Below are 21,483 nucleotides of genomic sequence, written 5' to 3'. Positions count from 1 at the left end.
TGTAGCCGTCGCATCCCCCGGCCGCATGCATGAATCTGCAGAGTTTTCCGGCCAAAGGCGCTGTGCGGATGGCGGGCCGCTGCTGCCATAATCGCGCGATGCGAAACGATCCGTCTGCCAATCCCTTTCCGTTTGCGCCGCGTGCCTTGCGCGGCACCCTGATGGTTCAGGGCACCACGTCCGACGCGGGCAAAAGTACCGTCGTGGCCGGCCTGTGCCGCATCCTCGCGCGCGCCGGGGTGGCCGTGGCCCCGTTCAAGCCACAGAACATGGCGCTGAACAGCGCGGTCACCGTCGATGGTGGCGAAATCGGGCGCGCCCAGGCGCTGCAGGCGCAGGCGGCCGGCCTGCAGCCCCATACCGACATGAATCCGGTGCTGCTCAAGCCCAGCAGCGACATTGGCGCGCAGGTCATCATCCACGGTCGCGCGCGCATGGATCTCGACGCCAAGGCCTATCACGCCTACAAGCCGCAGGCGATGGCCGCCGTGCTGGAAAGCCACGCGCGGCTGAGCCAGGCGTACGGCGTGGTGCTGGTGGAAGGCGCGGGCAGCCCCGCCGAAGTGAATCTGCGTGACCGCGACATCGCCAACATGGGCTTTGCCGAGCGCGTCGACTGCCCGGTGGTGCTGGTGGCCGACATCGACCGCGGCGGCGTGTTCGCCCATTTGGTGGGCACGCTCGATTGCCTGTCCGAATCCGAGCGGGCGCGCGTCAAGGGCTTCATCATCAACCGCTTTCGCGGCGATATCGCGCTGCTGCAGCCGGGCCTTGACTGGCTTGTGGCCCGCACCGGCAAACCCGTGTTCGGTGTGCTGCCATACCTGCACGGCCTGCATCTCGATGCAGAGGACGCCATCGCCAGCGCGCAGGTGGCCAGCCGTGATGGCGATGTGTTGCGCGTGATCGTGCCGGTGCTGCCGCGCATCTCGAACCATACCGATTTCGACGCGCTGCGGGCGCACCCGAACGTCGACCTGCAGTTCATCGGACCCGGCATGCCGATTCCGCCGGCGGACCTGGTGATCCTGCCGGGCAGCAAGAGCGTGCGCGCCGACCTGGCCTTCCTGCGCGCCAACGGCTGGCAGCCGGCGCTGCTGCGGCACCTGCGCTACGGGGGCAAGCTGATGGGCATCTGCGGCGGCATGCAGATGCTGGGTCGGCTGATCCACGACCCCGACGGCCGCGAAGGCCCGGCCGGCACCAGCGATGGGCTGGGCCTGCTCGACTTCGACACCACACTGGCGCCTGAGAAGCAGTTGCGGCGCGTCGCCGGCCGGCTCGATGCGGCAACTGGCGGGGCAGCGGTGGAGGGGTACGAGATCCATCTGGGCGTCACCCACGGCCCGGCACTGGCGCGCCCTGCGCTGTGGCTGGACTCGGCGGACGGTTCGGATGGTGCGGATGGTTCGGATGATGCGGGCGGCAATCGCAGGCCCGACGGCGCCGTATCGGATGACAACCAGGTGATGGCCACCTATGTCCACGGCCTGTTCGACCATCCGGACGCCTGCGGCGCGCTGCTGCGCTGGGCCGGTCTGGCGCGGGCCGAGGGCATTGCGCTCGATGCACTGCGCGAGGCGTCGATCGACCGGCTGGCCGACAGCATGGCCGCGCACCTCGACCTGCGCGCGATGTTCGGGCCGCTTGTGGCTACGGCCCCGGCGCCAGCCGGCTGACCAGCGCGTCCACGTCGTCCCAGCTGACGCGGCGGATGGCCACCATGAGATCGGTGCCCGGGAACGGGTCGTTGAAGGCCTCCGATTCCACGCCGCCCAGGCGCCGGTAGAACGCGCGCGCCTGCGTGTTGCCGTCGAGCACATAAAGAAACAACGGCTTGCCGGGCCACTGGCTGGCCACCCGCGCGGCACAGTGGGCCATCAGCGTTCTGCCATAGCCACGACCGTGAAACGCTTTCATCACATGGAGATTGTCCAGATAGATCCCATAGCCGGGTTCGGCCAGCGGCATCAGGCACGAGAATCCGGCTGGCTGCCCGTTCACACGGAGGATGGTGGCTTCCAGCGGGGCCTCGGCGCCTTCGAGCATCCGGGCGCGCCAGGTGGCCAGCCGTTCGGCCGGCGCATAGGTTTCCAGGTAATCGGCGGGAATCAGCCCGCCATAGGCATCGCGCCAGCTTTCGGCGTGCATGGCGGCTAACAGATCGGCGTCGGCCGGGGTGGCGGGAACCAGTTCGATCAGGGGCATGGCGGGGCGGACCGGATGGGGCGCGCAAGGGGATGGCGCGCCCACGATCTTAACGGCACGCTGCTAGAATCGCGAATTCTTCGCATTTGCATTTGGGCGGTGGCGCACAGATACTTTGCGAAAGCTTACAAAATGTGCGTCAAGCGCTGCATTTAAAAAGAAAGACTCCCATGGTCTCCGGTCGTCTGCGTACCGTTTTCGTCAAGCTGCACCGCTATATCGGGCTGGTCTTCGGCCTGCTGTTCGTCATGATGGGCCTGACCGGCACGCTGATTTCATGGCGCGACGACATCGACAAGTGGCTCAATCCAGACTTGCTGCAAGGGGTGTCGGCCACGCGCATCCCGGTGGGCGCTGCCACCGTGGAAGCGGTCACGGCCAGCCTGATGGCCGATCCGAAGTATGGCAAGCCAAACCTGCTGATGCTGCCGGTCGACGAACACGACGTGTTCATCGCCTACTACCCGATCAAGGGGCCGGAGGCGATGCCGGGCCGCTCGCGGCAGGTCATGATCGACCCCATCACGCTGGCCGTGAAGGGCGAGCGCCTGTTCGGCGTGCCGGGGCTGTCGCGCCAGCAGATCATGCCGACGCTGTTTCACCTGCATCGCTACCTGCTGTCCGGCGATACGGGCAAGACCATCGTCGGCGTGACCGGGATGGTGCTGTGCTTCACGGTGCTGATGGGCGTGGTGCTGTGGTGGCCCAAGATGAAGCTACGGGCGCTGAAGCAGTCGGTGCGGATCGCGCACGGCGGTTCGTGGTCGCGTTGTGTCTATACCTTCCACCGCGCGGGCGGCATCTTTGCGGCGCCGGTGCTGGCCACCATCGCGTTTTCGGGCTGGTATCTGAACCTGCCGAAATGGGTGACGCCGATCATCAGCACGGTCATGACCGTGAGCCCGCAGGTGAAGCACCAGTCCGATACGCCGCCGGCCGGCGCCCACGCCATCACCCCGGCCCAGGCCATGACGGCGGCGCAGCAGCAGTTCCCGGGGGCGCAGGTCACGCGTATCAGCCTGCCGCGCAAGCCCGGCGATGCCTACGAGGTGCGACTGCGCCAGGAGGGCGAATTGCAGGAAGACAGCGGCGCCACGCGGCTCTGGCTCGACGCCTATACCGGGCGGCCGCTCGGCGCGCGCGATCCGCGCGACGCCCGGTCCGGCGACGCATTGATCCTGTGGCTGTTCCCGCTGCATACCGGCGAGGCGTTCGGCACCTACGGCCGCGCGTTCATCACCGCATTCGGCCTGATGCCGCTGGCGTTCGCCGTGACCGGCGTGCTGATCTGGTGGAAACGCCGCAGCGGCCACAAGCGCCATCTGGAGCGGGAAAAGGCGCGGCTGAAGCGGGCCTGAGGATGTGAGGCGGGAGAGGTTTTCGCCCCTCTCCCACTTGTTGGAGAGGGGCGGGGTAGAGGGCAAGGGTATCAATCCGCGACCAGTCGCAATTTGAAGCGCAATGCCCTCACCCCCAACCCCTCGCCCGCTGGGCAGAAGAGGGGAGCAAACTATCGGGACGGGACTTAGATTTCGAGGTTGTCGATCAACCGCGTATTCCCCAGCTTGGCCGCGGTCAGCACCACGAGCGGTTCGCCGGCGGCGAATTCCTCGCGCGTCGGGGCCTGCAGGTTGCTGCGCTTGCGGATCGACACGTAGTCGGGCTTCCAGCCGCGTGCCTGCAGCCGGCCCAGCGCGTCGGCCTCCACGGCCAGCAGATCGACGTGGCCGTTGCCCAGCACGGCGTCGCGCACCTCGTGCAGCGTCTTGTACAGGACCGGCGCTTCCTTGCGCTCGGCTTCGCCGAGATAGCGGTTGCGCGACGACAGCGCCAGGCCGTCTTCGTCCCGCACGGTCTCGGCCGGGATGATGTCCACGGGCAGCGCGAACTGCTGCGCCATGCGCCGTACGATCATCAGCTGCTGGTAGTCCTTCTTGCCGAACACGGCCACGCGCGGCTGCACGCAGCAGAACAGCTTCATCACCACGGTGCAGACGCCCTTGAAGAACCCGGGGCGGAATTCGCCTTCGAGGATGTCGCCCAGGTCGTGCGGCGGTTCCACGCGGTATTCCTGCGGCACCGGGTACATGTCGGCCTCGGTCGGCGCGAACAGCACGTACACCCCTTCGCTCTGCAGCTTTTCCACGTCGTCCTGCAGCGTGCGGGGGTATTTGTCGAAATCCTCGTTCGGGCCGAACTGCAGGCGGTTGACGAAGATCGACGCCACCACGGGGTCGCCATGCTGGCGTGCCAGGCGCATCAGCGACAGGTGGCCTTCATGCAGGTTGCCCATGGTGGGAACGAACGCCACGCGGTTCTGGCCGCGCAACTGGTCCCGCAATTCCTGGATGGAAGGAATGACTTTCATGAAATGTGGTGTGCCGTCGTGGTTGGAGCGTGCCGCTGCGTGGCAGCTGGCGTGCCGGCTCTCTGGGATTGCATTGGCCGGCTGTCGGCGGATTGTAGAGCATCCGCGCCGGTTCGGGCCCGGCGCCGGCGGGGAATTGTTCCGCGGGGGGGAAGGATCAGGCTGGCGTGTACGCCAATCGCACATAAATGGGTGCGAATGGCTCGGCCTGGGTGATCTCGACCAGCGCCTCGCGCGACAGTTCGAGCATGGCGATGAAGTTCACCACCACCACGGGCACGCCCTTGCCGGAGCGGATCGCGTCCTCGAACAGCTCGCTGAACTCCATGAAGCGGGCGTGCTGCAGGCGGCGCAGGATCTGGCTCATATGCTCGCGCACGGACAGTTCCTCGCGCGAGATCTTGTGGTGCTGGTTCAGTTTGGCGCGCTTGAGCACGTCGGCCCAGGCGGACTGCAGGTCCACCGTTTCCACATCGGGAAAACGCTGCACCAGGCTCTGTTCGATATAGACCTGCGATCGCAGGAAATCGCGGCCCAGCTGCGGCACGGTGTCCAGGCGCTGGGCGGCCAGCTTCATCTGCTCGTATTCGAGCAGGCGGCGCACCAGTTCGGCACGCGGGTCCTCGGCTTCCTCGTCGCTGTCGGCCTTCTTGACCGGCAGCAGCATGCGCGACTTGATCTCGATAAGCATCGCCGCCATCAGCAGGTACTCGGCCGCCAGTTCCAGATTGGTCTGGCGGATCTGGTCGACGTACGAAAGATACTGACGCGTCACCTGGGCCATCGGGATGTCCAGGACGTTGAAGTTCTGCTTGCGGATCAGGTACAGCAGCAGGTCAAGCGGGCCTTCGAAGGCTTCCAGGAAGACTTCCAGCGCATCGGGCGGGATGTACAGATCCTGGGGCAGCTTGAACAGCGGCTCGCCATAGAGGCGGGCGAAGGCCATCCCGTCGACCATGTCGGCCGGATTGGCGCTGGCGCCGACAGGCTGCGCCACGCTGGGCAACTCGACGGGCAGCGTCAGTTTTTCCTGCGCGCCGGGGTCCAGCGGATCGCTCGGATGCATCGGGATGGTCGTCGGCGTGGCCGGATGGCCGATCAGTTGTCGGACGAGTAGACGTACGGCTTCTGCGCCACGCGCGAGGCGTTGGCCTGGGCGCGTTCCTCGAGGTCGATCGGGGCCTTGTCCCACAGCAGGCCGCGGCCTTCGCGCTGCTCCGCTTCCAGCGACGGGCGCTCCTGCTTGAGCGTCTTCAGGAACTGGGTGATATCCGATTCGTACATGGCCATGATGAAACCTGTGCCCTTTGGGCGGGGTTGGGGATGACGGGGCAAGATTTTACCGTATCGGCAAGCCCGCCTGCCGGTGCGGACCCCGGAAACCCGAATTTTGGCGTCGGGATGGCCTTGCGGCGCCGGTGGTGTGGTCAAATAGCGACTTGATTCGGGAGCCACCAGGACGGATGACGATTGCTTTGGGCCGCTTGGCCGCACAGCCCGCCCCAGCCAAGGCGCCAGGCACCTCCGGCGGTGCCGGCCGGCTCTCGCGTATAGTCGCCGCCCACGTCACCGCCCATGCCGCCACCCTGGCCATCGCCCTGATGCTGCTGGTGGCGCCCTGGCAGCCCGCCCATGCCGCCAAAGCCCAGTACAAGGTCGAGATCGACGCGCCCAAGGCGCTGAAGGACATTCTCGAAGAACACCTCGACCTGTCGCGCTACACCACCCGCACCGATATTTCCGACGACCAGTTCCAGTACATGGTGGAAACCGTGGGCGACCAGGTGCGCCAGTTTGCTTCCACCGAAGGCTGGTTCGACCCGGTCACCAAGGCCACGGTGGAAGGGGAGGGCGACCATCGCGTGGTGCATATCAGCGTGGACCCCGGCGCGCGCACGGTGATCCGGCGCGCGGATGTCGAGGTAAGTGGCCCTGCCGCCACGCTGTCGCCGGAGCAGGTGGAGCAGATGCGCCAGAAATGGGGCCTGCCGGTGGGGCAGCCGTTCCGGCAGGCAGACTGGGACAAGGCCAAGGAAGACGCCCTGGTGCAACTGCAGAGCAAGAGCTACTACGGCGCCAGGCTCGCGTCGTCGCAGGCGCGCATCGAACCCGACGAGCAGGCCGCCGACCTGCGGGCCAGGTACGAGAGCGGCCCGGCCTATGTGCTCGGGCCGCTCGAGATCGAAGGCACGCGCCGCTATCCGGCCCAGATCATCCGCAACGTGAATCCGCTGAACGAGGGCGAGCCGTACCGGGTGGAGCGGCTGCTGGAATTCCAGCGGGCGGTCCAGAACCAGCCCTATTTCTCGAACGTGCAGGTGGAACTGCAGGAGCCGCCCGCCGCCACTTCGGCCGAGGCCGCCGCGCAGCAGCAGACCGTGACGGCGCCGGTCAAGGTGAAGGTGCGCGAATATCCGACGCACCGGCTCAGTTCCGGCGTCGGTTTCACCACCGATACCGGCGCCCAGGTGGAAGGCCGCTATTCGTACTACAACCTGTTCAACCGCGCCTGGGTGCTCGACTCGCAGGCCCGGATCGAACAGAAGCGCCAGTACGGGTTTGTGGAAATGGCGATGCCGCCAGATCCGCACACGTACCGCAACAGCATCTATACCAGCTACGAACGCCTGATCGACGTCGAGAGCACCGACACCAAGAGCTGGCGCGCCGGCCTGAAGCGTTCGCGGTCGCGCGAGAAGTACGACACCACGGTGTCGCTCGACTTCTACTACGACGTGCTGACGCCGTACGGCGAGCCGTCGCAGTACTCGAAGGCGCTGGTGCCGGCATTCGCGTGGACGCGCCGCGACGTGGACAACCCGGTCTTCCCGCGCCGGGGCAACGTGATCAACACCCAGATCGGCGTGGCCGCCAAGGGCGTGCTCAGCGACGCCACCTTCCTTCGCATGTATGGCCGGATCCGCCAGTACGTGCCTGTGGGCAACCGCGACCTGTTCGTGGCGCGGCTGGAACTGGGCGCCGACATGACGTCGAACGATCCGTCGCTGATTCCTGCCACGCTGCGCTTCCGCGCGGGCGGCACCGATTCGATCCGCGGCTACAGCTACCAGTCGATCGGCACGCCGTCCGGCAAGAGTGTGCTGCCGGCGCGCTACCTGGGCACGGGCAGCCTGGAATACCAGTACTGGTTCAAGCCCGAATGGGGCGCCGCCGTGTTCTGGGACATGGGTACCGCCACCAACAACCTGAACGGCATCAAGATCTACCACGGCGTGGGCGTGGGCGCGCGGTGGCGCAGTCCGGTGGGGCCGGTGCAGCTCGATGTCGGCTACGGCATCCAGCAGAAGCAGTTCCGGCCGCATATCTCGCTGGGGGTGGCGTTCTGATGAACATGCCGGACATGCCCCCCGTGCCGCGCGAGGGCCGCGACACGCCGCCCAAGCCTCGCCGCGGCCGCCGCGTGTGGAAGGTGCTGGCCCGGCTGCTGGGCATCCTGCTGGTGCTGCTGATCGCGCTGGTCGCCACGGCCGTGGCGGCGTTGCGCACCGAGACCGGCACGCGCCATCTGTGGAACGTGGCCACGCGGCTGTCCGCGGGGATGCTTGCCGGCCAGCTTGATGGCGGCACCGTGGCCAGCGGGCTACGACTGCACGACGTGGTATTCGCCACGGGCGACACGCGCGTGACCATCGACCGGATCGACGCAAGGTGGGACGTGTCATGGTCGCCCGCGCGGCTGCATGTGGCATGGCTGAAGCTGGGCAGGATCGACGCGCGCCTGCCGGCTTCCCGGCCGAGCACCGAGCCGGCAAGGATGCCGCAGTCGCTGGAACTGCCGCTGGCTGTCGACGTGGAGACGCTGACCGTCGGCGAGCTGTCGCTGCTGCAGGGGCCGGCCGCCACGTCGACCCCGCTGGTGCTGTCGGACCTGTCCGGCGCGCTGCATAGCGACGGCCAGCGCCATCGCGTGGTCGTCGACAAGGTCGTCACGCCGTACGGCAAGCTGCAGGCCAACGCGCAGATCGGCGGCAAGACGCCGTTCCCGCTGACGGCCGAGGCGCTGCTGGAGGGCCGCTGGAAGGAAGAGACCTACGCGGTGTCCGCCACGGCCAGCGGATCGCTGGAACAACTGCGGGCCGAACTGGAAGCCAGCGGCGACCGTATCCGGGCGCGCGGCAATGCCGATGTGACGCCGTTCGGCAAGGTGCCGTTCACGCACCTGATTGTCGATGGCGAGCGTATCAACCCGCGCCTGTTCAGCCCTACCGCGCCGCAGGCCAACCTGACCGTCCATGCGGAACTGCGCCCGGTGGAATCGGTGCCGCCGCCGCCCGAGGTGGCCAAACCGAAGCCCGGTGAATCGACCGCCAGCGCCGTGGCCGCCGCATCGGCCGCGTCGGCATCGGCGCCCGTGCCCACACCGGCCGCCCCCACCAGGAACCCGCTGGCCGTGGCCGGCAACGTCAGCGTGCGCAACCTGGAGCCGGGCCCGATCGACAAGGAACGCCTGCCCGTGCATGCCGTGCAGGCGCGCGTCGAGTTGAGCGAATTGACGCAGACGCTGCGCGACCTGCGGATCCAGCTGCCGGGCCGCGCCGAGATCGTCGGGCAGGGCACGCTGCGCGAAGGGCGGGGCGGCTTCGATCTCGATGTCCGGCACCTCGATGCCGCCGCACTGCATACCGGCATGGTGGCCACGAACCTGTCCGGCCCGGTGATCCTGCGGCTGGAGCCCGGCCGCCAGAGCGTGGCGCTCGATGTGGCCGGCGGCGAGATCAAGCTGTTCGCCGATGCCCGGATCGACGAAGACGCGGTCACGCTCAAGGCGCTGCGGGCGGGCCTGGGCAGCGGCACGCTGACCGCCGACGGCAAGCTCGGGCTGAAGGAAGAGCAACCGTTCGACTTCAAGGGCAAGCTCGCCAATTTCGACCCGGCGCGGCTGGCCAAGGTGGCGCCGGGCCGGATCAACGCCGAGTTTTCGACGAAGGGCTCGCTGGAGAAAGTGCTACGTGTGGCGCTTGACTTCGCGCTGGGCGAGAGCGAATACGCAGGGCTGCCGATGACCGGCAACGGCAAGGTGCGGCTGGAGGGCGAGCGCCTGCTGCCCAGCCAGGCATCGCTGCTGATGGCTGGCAACCAGGTGAACCTGAATGGCAGCTTCGGCGCGCGCGGGGACAGCCTCAAGGTCAACATCGACGCCCCGCAGCTGGATCGCCTGAAGTTCGGCGTCGGTGGGCGTGCGAAGGTGGACGCGGTGGTCACGGGCACGCTGAAGAAGCCCGAGGTGGTGGGCGACTACAGCGCGCAGTCACTGGTGGTGGGGCCGCACAAGGTGGCCAGCGCCAACGGCCATGTGGAACTGCGCGGCGGGCTGAACGGCACGCTGTCGGCGCAACTGGCCGCGCGCGACTATCACGGGCCGCAGGCCACGGTCCGCACGCTCGACGCCAACCTGAGCGGCACCCAGGCCGATCACACATTCGACGCCAAGGCAGCCGGCACGATGCACGAGCGCCCGCTGCAGCTGTCGCTGTCGGGGCAGGGCGCATGGCGCGGCGACAAGGGCTGGACCGGCACCATCCGCACGTTGGAGGAAAGCGGCACGGCCAAGGTGCGGCTTGTCTCGCCCACCCAGCTGATGGTGGCGGATCGCCATATCCGGCTGGGGCAGACGCGGCTGCAGTTCGAGCGCGCGACGATGAATATCGAAGGTTTCGAGTTCGATCACGGCCGCATCCGCACGCAGGGCGCGTTCAACGGCGTGGAGGTGGGCAACATCATCAAGCTGGTGGAGACGTTCACCGGCGAATCGCAGCCGGTGCGCTCGGACCTCGTGCTCGATGGCGGCTGGAACCTGACGCTGGCCGAAACCGCCGCCGGATTTGCCGAAGTCCGGCGCCGCAGCGGCGATGCGTCGGTCAATGCGGGCCGGGGCTGGACCACGCTTGGCCTGAGCGACACGGCGCTGCGGGCCGAGTTCAGCGGCAATCGCGTGACACTGCGCGGCGGCAGCACGTCGCAACGGATCGGCAAGGTGACCGTCGATGCATCGGCGGGGCTGGTCAGCGAACAGGGCCTGCTGACGGTGGGGCCCGGATCGACGCTCGGCGGCACGGTCACGGCCGACATCCCGCGCCTGAAATCGCTGGAGGCGCTCAGCGGCCCGCAGTACGCGCTCGAAGGCAAGCTGGCCGCGGCACTGCAACTGGCCGGCACGGTGGGCAAACCGCTGCTGACCGGCGCCATCGACGGCAACGGGATCGGCGTCACGCTGTACGACCTGGGTATCCGCCTGACCGACGGCGAAGTGCACGTGGTGCTGGACCAGAACACCGTGGAACTGAAGCAGGTGCGATTCCGGGGCGGCGACGGCACGCTGACGGCTACTGGCGCGGTGAAGCTGGGCGAGACCGATCCGAACCTGACCGGCCGCATCGTTGCCGACAAGCTGCAGCTGTTTGCCAGCCCGGAGCGCACGCTGATCGTGTCCGGCGAGGCCGGCATCGCCAACGAGAACAAGCTGATCGCCATCCGTGGCAAGTTCCGCGTGGATCGCGGCCTGTTCGACCTGCCCAAGGCCAGCGCGCCGGTGCTGGGCGACGACGTGGTCGTGGTGCGCCGCAAGGACGAGCGTGCCCTGAAGACCGCTGCCACGCCGGTGGTGCCTGAGTCCAGGCCGGCCAGCCGCTTCAGTCCGCTGATCGACGTGACGATCGACCTTGGGGACAACTTCCGCTTCCGGGGGGCTGGCGCCGATATCCTGCTGGCCGGGCAGCTTGGCATCAAGAGCGAGCCGCTGGCGCCGATGCGGGCCACGGGCACGGTGCGCGTGGTGGAAGGCACCTACGAGGCGTTTGGCCGCAAGCTCGATATCGAACGGGGCACGATCAACTTCAACGGTCCGGTGGACAACCCGAACATGTTCATCCGCGCCCTGCGCCGCAACCAGGAGGTGGAAGCGGGCGTGGAAGTCACCGGCACGGTACGGCTGCCGCGCGTGCGGCTGGTGTCGGAGCCGAATGTGCCCGACGAGGACAAGCTGTCGTGGCTGATGTTCGGCTACGGCGCGGAAAGCGCGGGGTCCAGCCAGCAGCGCCAGCTGAGCGGCGGCGCCATCGGCGGGGCGGCGCTGGGCATGATCGGCGGCAAGGCCGGCAAGAGCGTGGTGTCGCATTTCGGCATCGACGAATTCTCGATCGGACCCAGCACGGCCGGGCTGAACGACCAGCAGGTGGTCAGCATCGGCAAGGCGGTGTCCGACCAGATTTCGGTCGGCTACGAGCAGAGCCTGACGTCGGCATCGAACGTGGTGAAGCTGACCTGGGCGTTCTCGCGGCGCTGGTCGCTGATTGCCAAGGGCGGATCGATCAACGGCCTGTCGGTGCTGTTCAACCGCCGGTTCAACAATTGGGATACGCTGTTTGCCGGCGATTCGCGCCGGCGCCGTAATGCGGCGGCCGATGCCGCCGCGGACGGCGCCAGCGCACCGGCCGGCGATCCCGTCGAAGCCATCAAACGATGAATCCAATCCTTGCGAGGCTTGCGATGCCACCTTTCCACCACGCGTCTCGCCGACGCCTTGCCGCCATGGGACTGATTGCCAGCCTGTTTGCCCTGTTCGGATGCGACCAGCAGAAGGTCGACGAAGCCATGAAGAAGGCGAAATCGGTGGCCACCGACACCTGGAACAACGTAAAGCCCGACAGCCAGCTGTTCAAGGGCATCGAGATCGGCAAATCCACCGAGGACGATGTGCGGCGCCAGGCCGGCAAGCCCGAGATCGTCTGGGAAGAACCGGACGGCGGCCGCCGCCTGGAATACCCGCGCGGCCCCGAAGGCGCCACCACATGGATGGTGACGACCAACGCCGACGGCACCGTCCGCGCCATCGAACAGGTGCTGACGGCCGACAATTTCGCAAAAGTACGAACCGGCATGAACAAGGACCAGATCCGCCGGATGCTGGGCAAGCCGACCAAGGTCGAGGCGTTTCGCCTCAAGCAGGAAGAGGTGTGGGGCTACCGCTGGTTCGAAAGCCCGACGGACCGGGCCTTCTTCAACGTGCACTTCAACAACGATGGGATGGTGACCACCACGTCGCGCAGCGACGATCCGTCGAAGATGGGGGGAGGTTGATGCCGCGTTGGTTGTCTCCCCTCTCCCACTTGTGGGAGAGGGGCGGGGGAGAGAGCAACGCGGTTCTGCTTGCCGACCTGCCGCAATTTGAACCGCTGCACCCTCTCCCCCAACCCCTCTCCCGCCCGGCGGGAGTGTTTGGGGGGGGGGGGGGGGGGGGGGGGTGGCCCCCCCCCCCCCCCGGCGGGGGGGGGGGGGGGGGGGGCCCCCCCCCCGCGGCTCTGCTTGCCGACCTGCCGCAATTTGAACCGCTGCACCCTCTCCCCCAACCCCTCTCCCGCATGCGGGAGAGGGGAGTGGTCAGGGGCTTTAACGAATCCGCATGCCGGGGACGGCGCCGCTATGCGGCTCCAGGATATACAGCCCCGGATCGGCTTTCTCGTCGGCGGCCGAGGCGGCCAGCACCATGCCTTCGGACATGCCGAACTTCATCTTGCGCGGCGCCAGGTTGGCCACGACCACGGTCAGCTTGCCCACCAGCTGCTCGGGCGTGTAAGCCGATTGGATGCCCGAGAACACATTGCGCGTCTTGCCTTCGCCCAGGTCCAGCGTCAGCTGCAGCAGCTTGTTCGAACCTTCCACCTTCTGGCATTCGACGATCTTCGCCACGCGCAGGTCGATCTTCGCGAAGTCGTCGATCGTGATGGTTTCGCCAATCGGTTCGATCGATGCGGTGGCTGCCGTATCGGCGGCCGGGGCTGCGCCCGAGGCCTGGAGCGATTCCTTGTTGGCAGCCAGCAGCGCCTCGATCTGCTTGGTGTCCACGCGCGTCATCAGGTGCTGGTAGGCCTGGATCGGACGGTCGGCTGACAGCTGGCGGTCGATGCCGCGCCAGTCGAGCGGCTCGATGTTCAGGAACGACTCCACGCCGGCGGCCATGGTCGGCACCACGGGCTTCAGGTAGACCGTCAGCAGGCGGAACGCTTCGAGGGAAACCGAGCACGCAGCGTGCAGGGCATCGCGCTTGCTTTCGTCCTTGGCCAGTTCCCACGGCTTGTTGGTGTCGACGAACGCGTTCACGGCGTCGGTCAGCTCCATCACCAGGCGCAGCGCCTTGCTGTACTCGCGGCCTTCGTAATATGCGGCGATCTGCGGCGCGGCCTGGCGCAGCTGTTCCAGCAGCGGATTGGCCAGCGCGGCTTCGTTCACCTTGCCGTCGAATCGCTTGACCAGGAAGCCGGCCGCGCGGCTGGCGATGTTCACGTACTTGCCGATCAGGTCGCTGTTCACGCGGGCGACAAAGTCGTCCAGGTTCAGGTCCAGGTCTTCCATGCTCGCGTTGAGCTTGGCGGCGAAGTAGTAACGCAGCCATTCCGGATTCATGCCGGTGTCGATGTAGCTCTGCGCGGTGATGAACGTGCCGCGCGACTTGCTCATCTTGGCGCCGTCCACGGTCAGGAAGCCGTGCGCGAACACGTTGGTCGGGGTGCGATAGCCCGAGAACTTCAGCATCGCGGGCCAGAACAGCGTGTGGAAGTACAGGATGTCCTTGCCGATGAAGTGGTACTGCTCGGCGGTCGAGTGCGGGCCCACCCACGCGTCGAAGTCGATGCCGCGCTTCGCCGCCAGGTTCTTGAAGCTGGCGTAGTAGCCGATCGGCGCATCCAGCCACACGTAGAAGTACTTGCCGGGCGCGCCCGGAATCTCGAAGCCGAAGTACGGCGCGTCGCGCGAGATGTCCCAGTCGGACAGCGTCGAGGCCTCGCCTTCCGCGCCCAGCCATTCCTGCATCTTGTTGCTGGCCTCGGGCTGGGCCAGGTCGGCCACCCATTCGCGCAGGAATGTCTCGCAGCGCGGGTCGGACAGCTTGAAGAAGAAGTGCGTGGACGACTTGCGCACCGGCGTGGCGCCTGACACGACCGAGTACGGGTTCTTCAGGTCGGTCGGCACATACGTAGTGCCGCATACCTCACACGAATCGCCGTACTGGTCCTTGGCGCCGCACTTCGGGCACTCGCCCTTGATGAAGCGGTCCGGCAGGAACATGTTCTTGACCGGGTCGAAGAACTGCTCGACATCGCGCTCGGCGATCAGGTCCTGGTCCTTCAGCGACAGGTAGATCTTTTCGCAGAGTTCGCTGTTTTCCTCGGCGTCGGTGCTGTAGTAGTTGTCAAACGACACCAGGAAGCTGTCGAAGTCGCGCTTGTGTTCGGTCCAGACGCGGTCGATCAGCTGCTTGGGCGTGATGCCTTCCTTTTCCGCACGCAGCATGACGGGGGTGCCGTGGGTGTCGTCGGCGCCGACGTAGTAGACCTCGTTGCCCATCATGCGCTGGAAACGCACCCAGATGTCGGTCTGGATGTACTCCACCAGGTGGCCGATATGGATCTGGCCGTTGGCATACGGCAGGGCAGAGGTAACGAGAATGCGGCGTGCGGTCATGAAAAGAGCCGTTCAGTGGGGTGTCGATGCGCGCCCGGCGGCGGCCGGACGAAGGAACCGGCTATTTTAGCAACTGCCCGGCCAGATTGCTCGGAATGGCGTCGAACGCGGCACAATTGGCGCCCAATCTCGCTGAAATGACATGGTGGAGGGCACGATCCGCAGAGAAACGGGCAAAAAAAAGCGCCGGTTAGGTACCGGCGCAGCTTTCCACAACGGAAAAGGAGGAGAAATCAGGTACCGCCCGGGAGGTCAGCCACCCATCGCGAGCCAGCAACGGTGGCAAGCGGTACCTGAACTCTATGACTGGTCACCCCGAAATTGGTTTCAAGAAAATTTCGACGCGACGATTTTGCGCCCGTCCGGCCTCGGTGGCGTTGTCCGCCACGGGCTGGGTCTGGCCCCGGCCTTCGGCCGTCAGGCGGTTGCGCGCCACGCCATGGTCACCCAGGTACGCGGCCACGCTCTGGGCGCGGCGTTGCGACAGCTGCATGTTGTAGCTCGGGTTGCCGGTGCTGTCGGTATGGCCCACGACGTTGGCGGACACGTCCTGGTGCTGGCCCAGCGTCTGCGAAACCTGGTCGAGCACCGTGCGGAACGACGGCTTGATCGTGGCGCTGTCGGTATCGAACGTCACCTGGCTCGGGATATTGACCTTCAGCGAGCCGTCCGGCTGCTCGGTGATCTGCGTGCCGGTGCCGGCCGTATCCTTGTTCAGCTTGCCGCGGATGGCGTTCCAGTTGTAACCGGCTGTGCCGCCCAGGGCGCCGCCCACGGCCGCGCCGACCAGCGTGCCCGTGGTGTTGCCGCCGATCAGGTTGCCCAGCCCAGCCCCCACGGCCGCGCCCACGCCGGTGCCGACCGCGGTATGGGTCTGCTGTTCGGTGGCACAACCTGCCAGGGCGGCAGCGGCAACGATCGAGACGGTAACGAGCTTGAGGTTCATGCTTTCTCCTTCTGGTGATACCCGTAAATGTTTGGCCAACGGCATGTCGCATGGTAACGCCTGCCGCCGAAGGGCAGTCGGGGCGCGACAAGTTTCAACATGCGTATGAAAACGCTCAGGCCGTGCCGTGCGCTGACGCACAGGGCCGAAGCGCCGCAAGGCCGGCGCACTACAATAGGCAGATGGCGCCAGCCGCACAAGCCCAGGAGTGTGAGAGATGTAAATGTATGTAAATCCACACTTAACCAAGGGTTAAATCAGGCGGCGTCCCACGGTGCATGCGGACCTGCTACCGTGATTGCTGCCGGTAGACGTTCTGTTGCGACGTCTTTTGCTACATTACGCGCCTCGCATCCCCCCACTATTTCATTCCCAGAGCGGAGTCTGCCTTGAGCCTCACCACTGAACAGGTAACCGAAGTCCTGCGTACGGTCATCGATCCCAATACGGGCAAGGACCTCGTCTCCACGCGGTCGGCCCGCAACGTGCGGGTCGATGGCAGCAACGTGTCCGTGGAGGTGGAGCTCGGTTACCCGGGCAAGAGCCAGTTCGACCTGATCCGCGGCCTCGTGACCGATGCCGTGCGCAAGCTGGACGCCGCCGCCAATGTCAGCGTGGCGGTGTCGATGAAGATCGTCGCCCACGCGGTGCAGCGTGGCGTGAAGCTGTTGCCCGGCGTGCGCAATGTGATCGCCGTGGCATCCGGCAAGGGCGGCGTGGGCAAGTCCACCACGGCCGTGAACCTGGCGCTGGCCCTGGCCGCCGAGGGCGCGCGCGTGGGCATGCTCGATGCCGATATCTATGGCCCGAGCCTGCCGATGATGCTGGGCATCAGCGGCCGCCCGGAATCGACCGACGGCCAGACCATGATGCCGCTGCAGGGCCATGGGCTGCAGGCCAATTCGATCGGTTTCCTGATCGAGCAGGACAACCCGATGGTCTGGCGCGGGCCGATGGTGACCTCCGCGCTGGAGCAGCTGCTGCGCCAGACCAACTGGACGGACCTCGATTACCTGATCGTCGACATGCCGCCCGGCACCGGCGACATCCAGCTGACGCTGTCGCAGAAGGTGCCGGTCACCGGCGCGGTGATCGTGACCACGCCCCAGGACATCGCCCTGCTGGACGCCCGCAAGGGGCTCAAGATGTTCGAAAAGGTCGGCATCCCGATTCTCGGCATCGTCGAGAACATGGCCGTCTACTGCTGCCCGAACTGTGGCCATACCGAACACATCTTCGGTGCCGGCGGTGCCCAGAAAATGAGCGCGGACTATGGCGTGGACGTGCTGGGCAGCCTGCCGCTGAACCTGTCGATCCGCGAGCAGGCCGATTCGGGCCATCCGACCGTGGTGGCCGACCCCGATGGCCAGATCGCCGGCATCTATCGCGAAGTGGCGCGCAAGGTGGCCATCAAGGTCGCCGACAAGGCGCCCGACATGAGCAACAAGTTCCCGAGCATCGTGGTTCAGAACACCTGAAGCGTTTGACGGGCCGCAAAAAATGGGAGGCTGTCCGACATTGTCGTGCCGGGCGCCTGTCCTACAATCCACACGGCAAGGCGTCGACGTTCACGCGCGGGCATCGCGCACACAAGCAAGAAGAGGAGGAACGCATGAAACGTGTACTTTTCGGATTGACCGTCGCTGCTGCCGCGGTGCTGGCGGCCGGTTGTGCGCAGACTGACAAGAGCCCGTCGGCAGCGCCCACGGCCAGCGTGGCCATGGCGGCTCCGGGCGCCACCCGGGCCGCCGCGCCGCTGGCGTCCAAAAGCGGCACCAATACCGGTGGGCGCGTCACGTTCGAGCAGCAGCCGGGCGGCGGGGTGATGGTGGTGGTGGCGGTGACCGGCCTGCCGCCGGGCACCACGCACGGCTTCCATATCCACGAAAAGGGCGATTGCTCGGCGCCGGACGGCATGAGCGCGGGCGGCCACTTCAATCCGGGCGCCAAGCCGCATGGCCAGATGTCGATGCCTGAACACCATGCCGGCGACATGAACAACCTGACGGCCGACTCCGCCGGCAATGCGCGCGCGCAGTTCGTGATGAGCGACGTGACCGTGGGCGCCGGCCCGAACAGCGTGGTGGGCCGTTCGGTGATCGTCCACAAGGACCCGGACGACTATCGCACCCAGCCCACGGGCAATGCCGGTGGGCGCATCGCGTGCGGCGTGATTGCGGCAATCTGATTCGCCGCCCTGGGGCGGGCGCCGGCAGCCCCGGTCGGCCCGTCTTCGGCCTGACGGGAGAAGGGTGTCCGGCCTGAATTGACGTCGCCGGGGGTACGTCGGGTTTCCCCCGGGGTCCGCCCGGCGAATGGTTGTACAATGCGCCCCATTCCAGCGGCGCCGGGCAATGGCCGGCCAGCTGTCCGACCCTCCTGCCACGTCTATATGAGCATCAAATCCGACAAGTGGATCCGCCGCATGGCGGAACAGCACGGCATGATCGAACCGTTCGAGCCCGGCCAGGTACGGGAATCGGACGGGCGCAAGATCGTTTCCTATGGCACGTCGAGCTACGGCTACGACATCCGCTGCGCCGACGAATTCAAGATCTTCACGAACATCAACAGCACCATCGTCGATCCGAAGAACTTCGACGAGAAGTCGTTCGTGGACTTCAAGGGTGACGTCTGCATCATCCCGCCGAACTCGTTCGCGCTGGCCCGCACGATGGAGTACTTCCGGATTCCGCGCAGCGTGTTGACCATCTGCCTGGGCAAGAGCACGTACGCGCGCTGCGGCATCATCGTCAACGTGACGCCGTTCGAGCCCGAATGGGAAGGCTATGTGACGCTGGAGTTCTCGAACACCACGCCGCTGCCCGCCAAGATCTACGCCGGCGAGGGCTGCGCCCAGGTGCTGTTCTTCGAATCGGACGAGATCTGCGAGACTTCGTATGCGGACCGCGGCGGCAAGTATCAGGGCCAGCACGGTGTCACGCTGCCGAAGACCTGACGGCCTGTCATTTTCCTGTCTCACAATGCCGGCGTGTGCATCGCGCCGGCGGCGCCACCGGGCGCGACAGCCCGAGCGCCGGACCTGACGAACGAGCCACATGTCGCTGTTGCGGGAACCTCCCGGCGGCCATGTGGCTCAAGTCTTTACAAGCACCCTCATCAAGGATTGCCCGATGAAATTCCGCTTCCCCGTCATCATCATCGATGAAGACTTCCGTTCCGAGAACATTTCCGGCTCGGGCATTCGCGCACTGGCCGAGGCCATCGAGCGCGAGGGCATGGAAGTGATGGGTCTGACCAGCTATGGCGACCTGACATCGTTCGCCCAGCAGGCCAGCCGGGCGTCCACGTTTATCGTGTCGATCGACGACGACGAGTTCGTGCGCGCCGACGACCAGCCCGAAGCCGCCGCCATCGAGAAGCTGCGCGCGTTCGTGAATGAAGTGCGCCGCCGCAACACGGACCTGCCGATCTTCCTGTACGGCGAAACGCGCACTTCGCGTCACATTCCGAACGATATCCTGCGCGAACTGCACGGCTTCATCCACATGTTCGAGGACACCCCCGAATTCGTGGCGCGCCATATCATCCGCGAGGCCAAGGTGTATCTGGACACACTGGCCCCGCCGTTCTTCAAGGCGCTGATCGACTACGCGCAGGACAGCTCGTACTCGTGGCACTGCCCGGGCCATTCGGGCGGCGTGGCGTTCCTGAAGAGCCCGGTGGGGCAGGTCTTCCACCAGTTCTTCGGCGAGAACATGCTGCGCGCCGACGTCTGCAACGCCGTGGAAGAACTGGGCCAGCTGCTGGACCACACCGGCCCGGTGGCGGCGTCCGAGCGCAATGCCGCGCGTATCTTCAATTCGGACCACATGTTCTTCGTGACCAACGGCACGTCGACGTCGAACAAGATGGTCTGGCACGCCAACGTGGCCCCGGGCGACATCGTGGTGGTGGACCGCAACTGCCACAAGTCGATCCTGCACGCGATCATGATGACTGGCGCGATCCCGGTGTTCCTGATGCCGACGCGCAACCACTACGGCATCATCGGCCCGATTCCGAAGAGCGAGTTCGATCCGGAGACCATCCGCAAGAAGATCGAGAACCATCCGTTCGCTAGCAAGGCCAAGAACCAGAAGCCGCGCATCCTGACGATCACGCAGGGCACGTACGACGGCGTGCTGTACAACGCCGAGCAAATTAAGGAAATGCTGACGTCCGAGATCGACACGCTGCATTTCGACGAAGCCTGGCTGCCGCACGCCGCGTTCCACGATTTCTACCGTGACATGCACGCGATCGGCCGGGACCGGCCGCGCAGCAAGGACGCGCTGGTGTTCGCCACGCAGTCCACGCACAAGCTGCTGGCCGGCCTGTCGCAGGCCTCGCAGATCCTGGTGCAGGATTCCGAGACCCGCAAGCTGGACCGCTACCGTTTCAACGAGGCGTACCTGATGCACACCTCGACGAGCCCGCAGTATTCGATCATTGCGTCGTGCGACGTGGCGGCGGCCATGATGGAAGCACCGGGCGGCACCGCGCTGGTCGAGGAAAGCATTGCCGAGGCGCTGGACTTCCGCCGCGCCGTGCGCAAGGTCGAGGCCGACTACGACGTCGTGAACAACGGCGACTGGTGGTTCAAGGTCTGGGGCCCGGACACGCTGGCCGAGGAAGGCGTGCCCGACCGCGACGAATGGATGCTCAAGGCCAACGAGCGCTGGCACGGCTTCGGCGACCTGGCCGATGGCTTCAACCTGCTGGACCCGATCAAGGCCACCATCATTACCCCGGGCCTGGACGTGGATGGCGAGTTCAGCGAACGCGGCATCCCGGCCGCCATCGTCACCAAGTACCTGGCCGAGCACGGCATCATCATCGAGAAGACGGGTCTGTACTCGTTCTTCATCATGTTCACGATCGGCATCACCAAGGGCCGCTGGAACTCGCTGGTGACCGAGTTGCAGCAGTTCAAGGACGACTACGACCAGAACCAGCCGCTGTGGCGCGTGTTGCCCGAGTTCGTCGGCAAGTATCCGCAGTACGAGCGGATGGGCCTGCGCGACCTGTGCGACGCCATCCACAGCGTCTACAAGGCCAACGACGTGGCCCGCGTGACCACCGAGATGTACCTGTCGGACATGGAGCCGGCGATGAAGCCGTCGGACGCCTGGGCGATGATGGCGCACCGCGAGATCGAACGCGTGCCCGTGGACGAGCTGGAAGGCCGCGTGACCGCCATCCTGCTGACGCCGTACCCGCCGGGCATTCCGCTGCTGATCCCGGGCGAACGCTTCAACCGCACCATCGTGCAGTACCTGAAGTTCGCGCGCGAGTTCAACAAGCTGTTCCCGGGCTTCGAAACCGATATCCACGGCCTGGTGGAAGACGAGGTCGATGGCCAGACGGCGTACTTCGTGGACTGCGTGAAGCAGTAAGGCTTCGTTCGATCCAAACGAAAAACCCCCGTGCCGCGAGGCCGGGGGTTTTTTGTTTTGCCGTGGTCGGGATGGAGCAGCGT

At 66.2% G+C, this 21,483-nt stretch carries 15 protein-coding genes; 9 read left to right on the top strand and 6 right to left on the bottom strand.

Annotated elements, in window-relative coordinates; translation table 11 throughout:
• Positions 1 to 98 precede the first annotated feature (98 nt).
• Complete coding sequence (locus AC3FJ6_RS03500; RefSeq protein WP_488770689.1) at positions 99 to 1,679, top strand: cobyric acid synthase; 1,581 nt, start codon at positions 99 to 101, stop codon at positions 1,677 to 1,679.
• Here AC3FJ6_RS03500 and AC3FJ6_RS03495 read toward each other — a convergent pair.
• On the bottom strand, positions 1,654 to 2,208 hold the full coding sequence (locus AC3FJ6_RS03495) for a GNAT family N-acetyltransferase (RefSeq protein WP_488770688.1): 555 nt from the start codon (positions 2,206 to 2,208) through the stop codon (positions 1,654 to 1,656). The two genes, AC3FJ6_RS03500 and AC3FJ6_RS03495, sit on opposite strands and share 26 nt — an antisense overlap.
• A 170-nt stretch (positions 2,209 to 2,378) precedes the next feature.
• Between AC3FJ6_RS03495 and AC3FJ6_RS03490 the strand changes: the two genes are divergently transcribed.
• Positions 2,379 to 3,566 carry a PepSY-associated TM helix domain-containing protein gene (locus AC3FJ6_RS03490; protein ID WP_488770687.1) on the top strand — a complete coding sequence of 396 codons (1,188 nt, stop codon included), beginning with the start codon at positions 2,379 to 2,381 and terminating at the stop codon, positions 3,564 to 3,566.
• A 167-nt stretch (positions 3,567 to 3,733) separates the two neighbouring features.
• Here the strand turns inward: AC3FJ6_RS03490 and panC are convergent, their stop codons facing one another.
• From panC to AC3FJ6_RS03475, 3 genes are all read right to left on the bottom strand, one after another.
• Positions 3,734 to 4,576 carry a pantoate--beta-alanine ligase gene (panC, locus tag AC3FJ6_RS03485; protein ID WP_488770686.1) on the bottom strand — a complete coding sequence of 281 codons (843 nt, stop codon included), beginning with the start codon at positions 4,574 to 4,576 and terminating at the stop codon, positions 3,734 to 3,736.
• Between the two features lie 157 nt (positions 4,577 to 4,733).
• On the bottom strand, positions 4,734 to 5,642 hold the full coding sequence (locus tag AC3FJ6_RS03480) for a segregation and condensation protein A (protein ID WP_066731933.1): 909 nt from the start codon (positions 5,640 to 5,642) through the stop codon (positions 4,734 to 4,736).
• A gap of 32 nt (positions 5,643 to 5,674) precedes the next feature.
• Positions 5,675 to 5,866 carry a DUF3460 family protein gene (locus AC3FJ6_RS03475; protein ID WP_153947417.1) on the bottom strand — a complete coding sequence of 64 codons (192 nt, stop codon included), beginning with the start codon at positions 5,864 to 5,866 and terminating at the stop codon, positions 5,675 to 5,677.
• A 173-nt stretch (positions 5,867 to 6,039) separates the two neighbouring features.
• Here AC3FJ6_RS03475 and AC3FJ6_RS03470 point away from each other — a divergent pair, with 173 nt between their 5' ends.
• From AC3FJ6_RS03470 to bamE, 3 genes are all read left to right on the top strand, one after another.
• The gene (locus tag AC3FJ6_RS03470; protein ID WP_488770685.1) at positions 6,040 to 7,923 is read left to right on the top strand and encodes an autotransporter assembly complex protein TamA; all 1,884 of its coding nucleotides are present in this window, start codon (positions 6,040 to 6,042) and stop codon (positions 7,921 to 7,923) included.
• Positions 7,923 to 12,059, top strand: coding sequence for a translocation/assembly module TamB domain-containing protein (locus AC3FJ6_RS03465; protein WP_488770684.1), 4,137 nt, complete (start codon positions 7,923 to 7,925; stop codon positions 12,057 to 12,059). Before AC3FJ6_RS03470 ends, AC3FJ6_RS03465 begins: the two co-directional genes overlap by 1 nt.
• A 65-nt stretch (positions 12,060 to 12,124) precedes the next feature.
• Positions 12,125 to 12,673 (top strand): outer membrane protein assembly factor BamE domain-containing protein, encoded by a 549-nt coding sequence (bamE, locus tag AC3FJ6_RS03460; RefSeq protein ID WP_488770683.1) that lies wholly within the window; start codon positions 12,125 to 12,127, stop codon positions 12,671 to 12,673.
• A gap of 309 nt (positions 12,674 to 12,982) precedes the next feature.
• On the opposite strand, the gene metG is transcribed toward bamE, so the two are convergent.
• Positions 12,983 to 15,055 (bottom strand): methionine--tRNA ligase, encoded by a 2,073-nt coding sequence (gene metG, locus AC3FJ6_RS03455; protein WP_488770682.1) that lies wholly within the window; start codon positions 15,053 to 15,055, stop codon positions 12,983 to 12,985.
• Between the two features lie 310 nt (positions 15,056 to 15,365).
• Positions 15,366 to 16,001 carry a YiaD family glycine zipper/OmpA-like lipoprotein gene (locus AC3FJ6_RS03450; RefSeq protein WP_153950271.1) on the bottom strand — a complete coding sequence of 212 codons (636 nt, stop codon included), beginning with the start codon at positions 15,999 to 16,001 and terminating at the stop codon, positions 15,366 to 15,368.
• Positions 16,002 to 16,390: 389 nt separating this feature from the next.
• Here AC3FJ6_RS03450 and apbC point away from each other — a divergent pair, with 389 nt between their 5' ends.
• The 4 genes from apbC to AC3FJ6_RS03430 all read left to right on the top strand — a co-directional run bounded on the left by apbC (position 16,391) and on the right by AC3FJ6_RS03430 (position 21,400).
• The gene (gene apbC, locus AC3FJ6_RS03445) at positions 16,391 to 17,479 is read left to right on the top strand and encodes an iron-sulfur cluster carrier protein ApbC (RefSeq protein WP_488770681.1); all 1,089 of its coding nucleotides are present in this window, start codon (positions 16,391 to 16,393) and stop codon (positions 17,477 to 17,479) included.
• A 134-nt stretch (positions 17,480 to 17,613) separates the two neighbouring features.
• Positions 17,614 to 18,189 carry a superoxide dismutase family protein gene (locus AC3FJ6_RS03440; protein ID WP_488770680.1) on the top strand — a complete coding sequence of 192 codons (576 nt, stop codon included), beginning with the start codon at positions 17,614 to 17,616 and terminating at the stop codon, positions 18,187 to 18,189.
• Between the two features lie 204 nt (positions 18,190 to 18,393).
• Complete coding sequence (gene dcd / locus AC3FJ6_RS03435) at positions 18,394 to 18,960, top strand: dCTP deaminase (protein WP_061952683.1); 567 nt, start codon at positions 18,394 to 18,396, stop codon at positions 18,958 to 18,960.
• A gap of 175 nt (positions 18,961 to 19,135) precedes the next feature.
• Complete coding sequence (locus tag AC3FJ6_RS03430; protein ID WP_092601601.1) at positions 19,136 to 21,400, top strand: arginine/lysine/ornithine decarboxylase; 2,265 nt, start codon at positions 19,136 to 19,138, stop codon at positions 21,398 to 21,400.
• Positions 21,401 to 21,483: the final 83 nt, after the last annotated feature.

Source organism: Cupriavidus sp. 94F1 (assembly GCF_057798875.1).
The sequence above is the reverse complement of the archived record's forward strand: the minus strand, read 5'-3'. Positions and strand labels throughout refer to the sequence as shown.